The 8,493-nt window shown below is 63.8% G+C and carries 9 protein-coding genes; 1 reads left to right on the top strand and 8 read right to left on the bottom strand.

Translation table 11 applies throughout. The features are described from left to right. Window positions 1–292 (top strand): hypothetical protein (locus AAZU54_RS11545; protein ID WP_434727177.1); only part of this gene is annotated, 292 nt, incomplete at its 5' end. 35 nt (window positions 293–327) lie between these two features. Here AAZU54_RS11545 and AAZU54_RS11540 read toward each other — a convergent pair. From AAZU54_RS11540 to AAZU54_RS11505, 8 genes are all read right to left on the bottom strand, one after another. Beyond that, window positions 328–1,011: a sulfite exporter TauE/SafE family protein gene (locus AAZU54_RS11540; protein ID WP_405129291.1), complete on the bottom strand. Its 684-nt coding sequence runs from the start codon at window positions 1,009–1,011 to the stop codon at window positions 328–330. Then, window positions 1,004–1,216: a cbb3-type cytochrome oxidase assembly protein CcoS gene (gene ccoS, locus AAZU54_RS11535; RefSeq protein WP_186555656.1), complete on the bottom strand. Its 213-nt coding sequence runs from the start codon at window positions 1,214–1,216 to the stop codon at window positions 1,004–1,006. Before ccoS ends, AAZU54_RS11540 begins: the two co-directional genes overlap by 8 nt. A gap of 36 nt (window positions 1,217–1,252) precedes the next feature. After that, window positions 1,253–3,706, bottom strand: a complete 2,454-nt coding sequence (locus AAZU54_RS11530) for a heavy metal translocating P-type ATPase (protein ID WP_434727176.1) — start codon at window positions 3,704–3,706, stop codon at window positions 1,253–1,255. Window positions 3,707–3,968: 262 nt separating this feature from the next. After that, window positions 3,969–4,496, bottom strand: a complete 528-nt coding sequence (locus tag AAZU54_RS11525; RefSeq protein ID WP_186555658.1) for a FixH family protein — start codon at window positions 4,494–4,496, stop codon at window positions 3,969–3,971. An 11-nt stretch (window positions 4,497–4,507) separates the two neighbouring features. Then, window positions 4,508–5,923 carry a cytochrome c oxidase accessory protein CcoG gene (gene ccoG / locus AAZU54_RS11520; RefSeq protein ID WP_312154991.1) on the bottom strand — a complete coding sequence of 472 codons (1,416 nt, stop codon included), beginning with the start codon at window positions 5,921–5,923 and terminating at the stop codon, window positions 4,508–4,510. 217 nt (window positions 5,924–6,140) lie between these two features. Next, window positions 6,141–7,136, bottom strand: coding sequence for a metallophosphoesterase family protein (locus tag AAZU54_RS11515; protein WP_186555660.1), 996 nt, complete (start codon window positions 7,134–7,136; stop codon window positions 6,141–6,143). A 167-nt stretch (window positions 7,137–7,303) separates the two neighbouring features. After that, window positions 7,304–8,284, bottom strand: a complete 981-nt coding sequence (gene ccoP, locus AAZU54_RS11510; protein ID WP_186555661.1) for a cytochrome-c oxidase, cbb3-type subunit III — start codon at window positions 8,282–8,284, stop codon at window positions 7,304–7,306. Beyond that, the gene (locus AAZU54_RS11505; RefSeq protein ID WP_264235134.1) at window positions 8,281–8,490 is read right to left on the bottom strand and encodes a cbb3-type cytochrome oxidase subunit 3; all 210 of its coding nucleotides are present in this window, start codon (window positions 8,488–8,490) and stop codon (window positions 8,281–8,283) included. Before AAZU54_RS11505 ends, ccoP begins: the two co-directional genes overlap by 4 nt. Window positions 8,491–8,493: the final 3 nt, after the last annotated feature.

Below are 8,493 nucleotides of genomic sequence, written 5' to 3'. Positions count from 1 at the left end.
GCCACTTCGCGGTGAGTTGAAGGGGCGGCGCTCATCGGCTGTGCTCCGTGGCCGAGCGGGCGGGTGTGACCCGGACGACAGCGAAGGCACTGTCGTCAACGCTACTGGAGGTAAAGCGCACATCCTGTTGAGAGAGCATCTTGGCTTCCTGCATCGCCGATCCATGGGCCGGGATGGCTCCTGGCGGGGCAGGGCATCCGTTGGGGAGCGATGGTGCAAGGAAGGGCTTCCCGATCAAAAGCAGACCGGTCTGATGCTGGCGTGGGAAATTTCTCTAAGTGCTGTTGCTTGAAATGGAAGGAAACAGGCTCTTGGGTTGAGCGTGGATCAATGGCCCATCAGCCAGTGCTGATGCGGCCCTGGCAGTGTCCACAAACCAAACATGATCACCAGCAAGCCACCGGCCATGCGTACGCTGCGTCGGCGTAGCAGGGCGTTGACCCGCTCTGCGGCGAGCCCTGTGGCCAGCAACACCGGCCAGGTGCCCAGGCCAAACGCCAGCATCAGCGCCGCGCTGTAGCCGGCATTGCCCTGACTCGCCGCCCACAGCAGGGTGCTGTACACCAGTCCACAGGGCAGCCAGCCCCACAGTGCGCCGAGCAGCAGCGCTCGGGGCAAGCTCGATACCGGCAACAACCGCGTGGCCAGCGGCTGAATATGCCGCCACAGCCCGCGCCCAAGAGCTTCGATGCGGGTCAGCCCGCTCCACCAACCGGCCAGGTACAGGCCCATTGCGATCAACAGCAACGCCGCCGCCACCCGCAGCCCCTGGGCCGCCGGGCTGCTGGCCACCGCCCAACCGGCCAGGCCGACCAGCAGGCCTGCGCAGGTGTAGCTAAGGATCCGCCCGAGGTTGTAGGCCAGCAGCAGGCGCAGGCGCCGGCTGCGTTGTTCTGGAGGGATGGCCAGGGTCAAGGCGCCCATCAGGCCGCCGCACATGCCTAGGCAGTGGCCGCCACCGAGCAGGCCGAGTACCAGGGCTGAGCCAAGCAGAGGAAGCAGGTCAGCCACGTGGGGTTTGGTCCTCGTCTTTGGGCGTGTCGCCATCGGCTTTGACCGCAGCCTGGTGCTGTGGGTCCTGGTCGTCGAACAGGATGCTGTGCGCGGGGCTGTCGAGGTCGTCGTACTGGCCGCTGTCCACCGCCCAGAAGAAGATGTACACGGCCACACCAACGATCAGCAGGGCTGCGGGGATCATGATGTAGAGGGCAGGCATACGGTCATCCTTCAATAACTGTCATCGCGGGGCGGTTCAGGCCAGCGATTGCAGCGTGGCAGCGGGCTTGCCCGGCGATAAGGCGTCGTCTTTGAGCCGGGTCAGGCGCAGGGCATTGAGCACCACGATCAACGAGCTGAGCGACATGCCGATGGCAGCCCAGACCGGGGTGATCCAGCCCAGGGCGGCAAACGGCAGCATCAGGCCATTATACAGCGTCGCCCACAGCAGGTTCTCGAGGATATTACGCCGGGTCCGGCGGGCCAGGTCGAAGGCCTGCGCCAACGCTTGCAGGCGATTGGACAGCAGCACCGCATCGGCGCAGGTCTTGGCCAGGTCAGTGGCCGAGCCCATGGCGATGCTGATGTCGGCTGCGGCCAGCACCGGCACGTCATTGACCCCGTCGCCGAGCATCAGCACCTTGCGCCCTTCGGCCTGCAGCGCGCGCAGGCGTGCCAGTTTGTCGTCCGGGCGCAGGCCGCCAATGGCTTGGTCGATGCCCAGTTGTGCGGCCACTTCGGCGACCATCGGCGAGCTGTCGCCTGACAGCAGCAGTGTCTGCCAGCCGCGCGCCTTGCAGGCGTCGAGCAGATCCTTGGCATCCTCGCGCAGGCGATCGTCCAGGCCGAACCAGGCCAGTGGGCCTTGGCGGTCGCCGAGCAGCAGCCACTGGCCACGCGGCTCGGGTACGACAGGTATTTCAGCGCCGCTCAGGGCGCAGACGAAGCTGGCCTGGCCGATGCGCAGGCGCTGGCCGTCGACGGCGCCCTCAAGGCCCAAGCCTGGCACGTTCTGCACTTGCTCGGCAGGCTGCGCAGCGCGGCCGAAGGCGCGGGCGATGGGGTGTTCGGAGCGGTTTTCCAACGCAGCGGCAAGCGCCAGGCAGCGGTCGGCAGCGAGCGCGCCCAGCGGGCGAATGCTGCGCAGCGCCAGGCGGCCTTCGGTGAGGGTGCCGGTCTTGTCGAAGATCACCGTGTCGATCTGGTTCAGCCCTTCCAGCACATGGCCACGGGTGACCAGCAAACCGAGCTTGTGCAAGGTGCCGGTAGCAGCGGTCAGTGCAGTCGGGGTAGCCAGCGACAGCGCGCAGGGGCAGGTCGCGACCAACATGGCCAGGACGATCCAGAATGCCCGCGACGCGTCCAGTTGCCACCAGAGCAGGCCGATAGCGGCTGCGGCGACCAAGGTGAACAGCAAGAACCACTGCGAGGCGCGGTCGGCGATCTGCGCCAGGCGCGGTTTCTCCGACTGGGCGCGCTCCAGCAGCCGGACAATCGCTGACAGGCGTGTTTCCTGGCCAAGCGCCTCGACCTCGACAGTGAGGGTGCTTTCGACATTGAGCGTGCCCCCCGTCACCCGGTCGCCAACGCGCCGCGCCAGCGGCAGGTATTCGCCGGTCAGCAGCGACTCGTCGATGCTCGAGCGGCCTTCGATGATCCGCCCATCGGCGGGAATCACCGCGCCGGGCAGCACTTGTACCTGGTCGCCCCGTTGCAGCTCGGCCAGCAGGATGCGCTCGCTGCGCCCGTCGCGGTCCAGCCGCAGGCAGGAGCTGGGCAGCAGGTTGACCAGTTGCGCGGTGGCGGCGGCGGTGCGTTCGCGGGCGCGGCGCTCCAGGTAGCGGCCAGTAAGCAGAAACAGCGCGAACATGCCGACGGTGTCGAAGTACAGCTCGCCACTGCCGGTGATTGCCGTCCAGATCCCGGCGCAGTACGCCAGGGCGATGGCCAGCGAGACTGAAACGTCCATGGTCAGGTGGCGGGTGCGAAGGTCGCGAGCAGCGCCCTTGAAGAATGGTGCGCAGCTGTAGAAGACGATCGGCGTGGTGAGAAACAGTGCGACCCAGCGCAGGATGGTGTGCAGTTCAGCACTCAGGTCGATGTTGAATTCGGGCCAGGTAGCCATGGTCGCCATCATCGCCTGGAACCACAGCAGGCCAGCCACGCCCAGGCGGCGCAGGGCGCTGCGGTTTTCCCGGGCCAGTTGCTCGGCGGCCTGGTCGGGCTGGTACGGGTGGGCGGCATAGCCGATGTGGCGCAGCTCGGCCATCAGCTTGGACAGGGCCAGTTGGCGGTCGTCCCAGCTGATCAGCAAGCGATGGTTGGACAGGTTGAGTCGCGCATCGGCGACCCCGTCCAGGTTGCGCAGGTGCTTTTCGATCAGCCAGCCACAGGCGGCGCAGCTGATGCCTTCGACCATCAGCGTCGCTTCGGCGAGGTCATCGGCATGGTGCACGAAGGTCTGTTGTACATCGCTGCGGTCGTACAGCGCCAGTTCATCCTGCAACTGTTGCGGCAGGGCTTGGGGGTTGGCGCTGGTCTGGCTGCGGTGTTGGTAATAGTGCTCAAGGCCGCCGGCAACGATGGATTCGGCCACCGCCTGGCAACCGGGGCAGCAGAATGCGCGGGGTTCACCAAGGACCACGGCGCTAAAGCGACTGCCGGCAGGGACGGGTAGGGCGCAGTGGTAGCAGGGGGTGGGCTGGGTCACAGGTCTACTGCCTTGCACAATTTGCTTTGGAGGACGCGCATGCAGCTCGCGTGGGAGCTAGGCGCGTGGAAGCTAGGCTCGTCGGAGCGAGGGTCGTGGAAGCGAGGCGCGTGGGAGCGGGCTTGCCCCGCGATAGCGTCAGTTCTGACACGCCCGTGGTCATGACTGACGCTATCGCGGGGCAAGCCCGCTCCCACGTGTCCAGCTCCCACGTGTCCCGTGCCCACGCGGTGATGTACGCAAGCCGAGCTCATGGCATTACTCACTGGTGACGCTCAGCCCCTTGCAGGGCCTCGTCACCCAGCTCCAGGGTCAGCCCATGCTCGACCTTTTCCTCCTCGAACAAGCGCCAGACATGACCATCCTGGCTGCCCAGCAGCTCGACGAAACGCCGCCCCTCGACCTTGTCATCCAACTGGCCGACATAGCGCCCCGGCTCGCTGCGTGCCAGCGTTACCTTGCGGTCTTTGTTCGGCTGGGTCGGCGAGATCAGGTTCAATTCCAGCGTCTGCGGATCGCTGTTACCGGTCAGGCGCAGCTCGACTTCGCCGGTCAGCTCGTCCAGGTACACCCGCGCCTTGAGGTTGAGGGTCTGCGCCAGCAGCTCGCGGTCCAGCGAGCGGTTGATGCCTTTGCCGGCTTCGTAGTAGTTGTCGTTGACCAGGTTGTCCGGGTTGCGCACGGCAATGCTGACCATGGTCAGGCTCAGGCACACCGAGGTGGTCAGGATGGCGATGATGATCCATGGCCAGAGGTGCTTGTACCAGGGGCTGGTGGCGGTGGCAGGCATGCAGCGATTCCTTAGCGTATTTGCGGGCCGATGAAACGGCTCTTGGCTTCAACCTGGGTGCCGTTGTCGTCGGCGTCCCTGAGGATGAACATGACTTCGTTGGTGGTCGAGGGCAACTGCTCGGGGGCAACCGACAACTGCACCGGCAGGCTGACGATATCACCGGCGGCAACGCGAATCTCGCGGTGGCCTTCAAGCTTCAGATCCGGCAGGCCAGTGGCGTCGAGCACGTAGACGTGGTCGCGCTGATCCTTGTTCATCACCTTGAGGCTGTAGACGTTTTCGATCCGCCCCTGGGCGTTCTCGCGGTACAGCACGCGGTCCTTGCTGACATCGAAACCGACCAGCGAGCGGGTGGCGAAGGCTGTGGCCAGGGCGCCGATCATCACCAGCAACACCAGCGCATAGCCGATCAGGCGCGGGCGGGCCAGGTGGGTCTTCTGGCCCGACAGGTTGTGTTCGGTGGTATAGCTGATCAGGCCCCTGGGGTAGTTCATCTTGTCCATGATGCTGTCACAGGCGTCGATGCACGCCGCGCAGCCGATGCACTCGATCTGCAGGCCGTCGCGGATGTCGATGCCGGTCGGGCAGACCTGCACGCACATGGTGCAGTCGATGCAGTCGCCCAGGCCCTTGGCCTTATAGTCGAGGTCTTTCTTGCGTGGGCCACGGGTTTCGCCGCGCCGCGGGTCGTAGGAGACGATCAGCGTGTCCTTGTCGAACATCACGCTCTGGAAGCGCGCATATGGGCACATGTACACGCACACTTGCTCGCGCAGCCAGCCGGCATTGCCATAGGTGGCCAGGGTGAAGAAACCAACCCAGAAGTAGGCCCAGCCGTCGGCTTGGCCGGTGAAAAACTCAATCACCAGTTCGCGAATGGGCGAGAAGTAGCCGACGAAGGTCACCCCGGTGACGAAGCCGATCAGCAGCCACATGCTGTGCTTGGCCGTCTTGCGCAGCAGCTTGTTGGCGCTCATCGGTGCGCGGTCGAGTTTCATGCGTTGGTTGCGGTCGCCTTCGGTGACCTTTTCGCACCACATGAAGATCCAGGTCCAGACGCTCTGCGGGCAGGTGTAACCGCACCAGACGCGGCCGGCGAACACGGTGATGAAGAACAGGCCGAAAGCGGCGACGATGAGGATCCCGGAGAGCAGGATGAAGTCTTGCGGCCAGATGGTCGCACCAAAGATGTAGAACTTGCGCTCAGGCAGGTTCCACCAGACTGCCTGGTGACCGCCCCAGTTCAGCCACACGGTGCCGAAGTAGAGCAGGAACAGGACAGCACCGCCGACCATGCGCAGGCGGCGGAACACTCCGGTGAAGGCACGGGTGTAGATTTTTTCACGGGCAGCGTAGAGGTCGACAGAGTCCTTTCCTTGTTTGGCAGGCGGGGTGACATCATGTACCGGAATTTGCTTGCTCATCATCAAGTCCCACGGCAGTGGTAAATGCCGCGGCCAGTGCATGCCGGCCGCGGTCAGGTGTAGTAGGCGCCTGCGAGCATGATACGCCCGTCGTGGCGCCTAGGTTCACCCTGCGACTTTTGGTCGCATTGGGTAAAGTGCTGGGTTGGTGTATGCGCTGTTCATTTGATGTGGATCAATTGACAGTCCACATGAACATTGCGTTTAGTTGCTGCCTTCATGGCTTATACAGTTGCAGCTGGTCGATCTCCTCGGCTGAGCGCCAGTCGTTGCCTCGCACCAGGCGTACGCTCAGGCTGTCGGCGCTGTCGTTTAGTTCTGCGACCAGGTAGGTGCTCTGCGAGGCTGAGCCACTCAGGTAGAGGGGGATTGAGCCAACGGCCCTCGTGTCTCGATAAAAACGACCAGCCTCGCGGTGCAGGTGCCCGGCAAAGACAGCATCGACGCGGTAGTGCGCAATCATCGCGCGGAACCGGTTGCGTTCCTCTTGGCTGGCCCATTCGTTGGGCTTATGCAGGTTCAGCAGGATGATCTGCCCGCTATCGTAGGCTTCCTGTAATTGGCCTTCGAGCCACTGCAACGAGCCACTGATATCGAAGCGATGGCGATGCTCGAGCGGCCAGGCCCAACCGCTTTGAAAGCCCAGCTCATAGGTGGGTTCGTTATTGAGCTGGATCAGGCGAACCCTGCCGAAATTCATGCTGTAGGCCAGGCTGCCGCTGTAATGGGTCTGCTGAAGATCTGTAATGGCGCTGATGTCCATGGTGTCGACCCGCTCACGGTGGTGATCGATCAGGTCCAGGATGCTGTCGCGGGCGGCACCGTTGTTGAAGGTCGTGTTGTTCTCGTAATCGTGGTTGCCCAGGCCGAAGTAGTAATTGTCCTGCAAGTGCCGCTCAAGGATCGGATACAGCACCTTGCGTTGCCAGCCGTGCCCATAGGCCGTCATGTCGCCGTTGATCATCACCGGTATTGCCGTGCCGCCCATATGGGTGCGGTAGTCGGCAATATTGGCGTACTGCTGGTTGATCAGTTGCGCCGATTCCTGGTCCCGGTCGGCAGCGCTTTGCTCCAGGTTCAAATCCGAAGCTGGCGTCCACGGGTACTGGGGGTCTGAGGCGAAGACGAACGCGCGCGGTGTAGCGCGGTTGCCATGGCGGCCAGGCCGTTTGGGCGGCAGAACGGTTTCGAAGCGTCGATCCAGATCAGTCATGCAAGCTCCCTCTTGGTAAGTCAGGCGGTACGCCTGGCTGGAGGGAGTGTTGAGAGGGGAGTGACGGGGCAGAAGCCGGAAGCTGTTCCTGTAAGGGTGCGATTGCCGGGCTCGGTCGAATCCGCAACGGCCCTTCCGGTTGGAAGCGGCAGGGCCGTTGCGCAAGATCACTCGGCTTGCTCGGTGGTTTGCTCCTGGTGCGACAGGCTGTAGACGTAGGCCGCCAGCAGGTGCACCTTGTCATTGCCCTGCAGCTCAGCCTGGGCCGGCATCTGGCCTTGGCGGCCATAGCGGATGGTCTGCTGCAACTGGGCGAAGCTTGAGCCGTAGATGAATGCCTGCGGATGGGTCAGGTCAGGCGCACCCATGGCCGGCGTACCCTTGGCTTCAGGCCCGTGGCAGGCGACGCAGTTGGCGGCGAAGATCTTCTGGCCATTGGCAGCATCGGCCTTGATCCCTTCCGGCAGCTTGCGCCCGTCCAGATTGGTCAGTACGTAGGCGGCGACATCGGCCACGCCTTGCTCGCCAATGACCTCGGCCCAGGCCGGCATCACCCCGTGACGACCATTCATGATGGTGGTCTTGATGGTTTCCGGCTCGCCACCCCAGCGCCAATCCTTGTCGGTCAGGTTGGGGAAGCCATACGAGCCCTTGGCGTCGGAGCCGTGGCACACCGAGCAGTTGGAGGCAAACAGCCGCCCGCCCATTTTCAGCGCTTGAGGATCCTTAGCCACCTCTTCGATCGGCATGGCGGCGAACTTGGCGAAGATCGGCCCGAAGCGGGCATCGGCCTTGGCCATTTCTTTTTCCCACTCATGCACGCCGGTCCAGCCTGGCTCGCCGTTGGCGAACTCGGTCTGCTTGTCGGTATCCAGGTAGCTGTAGCCTGGCAGCACGCCTTTCCAGTTGCCCAGGCCGGGGTACAGCACCAGGTAGCCGAGGGCGAAGATGATGGTGCCGACGAACAGCCAGAACCACCACTTGGGCAGCGGGTTGTCGTATTCCTCGATCCCGTCGAAGGCATGCCCGACGGTCTCGTCGGTGACCTCTTCGCGCTGGCCCTTGCGGGTCGACAGCAACAGCCAGGTCAGGGCGAAGATAGTGCCCAACGTCAGGACTGTGACGTACAGACTCCAGAAGGTTGTCATTCTTGTTTGCTCCCAGAAGCTTTCTCTTGCGCTTTAGCGTGCGCTTGCTCGACGTGCCGGCTGGCCTCGGGATCGTCCGCGAAGGGCAGTTGGGTGGCTTCGTCGAACTCCTTCTTGCGCCGTGGGTTGAACACCCACAGGGCCAGGCCGACAAAGGCCACCATCACCACAACGGTGCCCAGGCCGCGGATCATTCCGATATCCATCAG

It is taken from the genome of Pseudomonas sp. Je.1.5.c (assembly GCF_051129895.1).
Classification (GTDB): Bacteria; Pseudomonadota; Gammaproteobacteria; order Pseudomonadales; family Pseudomonadaceae; genus Aquipseudomonas; species Aquipseudomonas urmiensis.
Note: the sequence above shows the minus strand (reverse complement) of the source record. Positions and strands in the feature narration are given on the sequence as shown.

Coding starts and splice junctions, on each gene's coding strand:
- ccoS (WP_186555656.1), bottom strand. CDS start 1,216: ATGCCTGCCCTCTACATCATGATCCCCGCAGCCCTGCTGATCGTTGGT.
- AAZU54_RS11525 (WP_186555658.1), bottom strand. CDS start 4,496: ATGCCTGCCACCGCCACCAGCCCCTGGTACAAGCACCTCTGGCCATGG.
- ccoG (WP_312154991.1), bottom strand. CDS start 5,923: ATGAGCAAGCAAATTCCGGTACATGATGTCACCCCGCCTGCCAAACAA.
- AAZU54_RS11515 (WP_186555660.1), bottom strand. CDS start 7,136: ATGACTGATCTGGATCGACGCTTCGAAACCGTTCTGCCGCCCAAACGG.
- ccoP (WP_186555661.1), bottom strand. CDS start 8,284: ATGACAACCTTCTGGAGTCTGTACGTCACAGTCCTGACGTTGGGCACT.
- AAZU54_RS11505 (WP_264235134.1), bottom strand. CDS start 8,490: ATGGATATCGGAATGATCCGCGGCCTGGGCACCGTTGTGGTGATGGTG.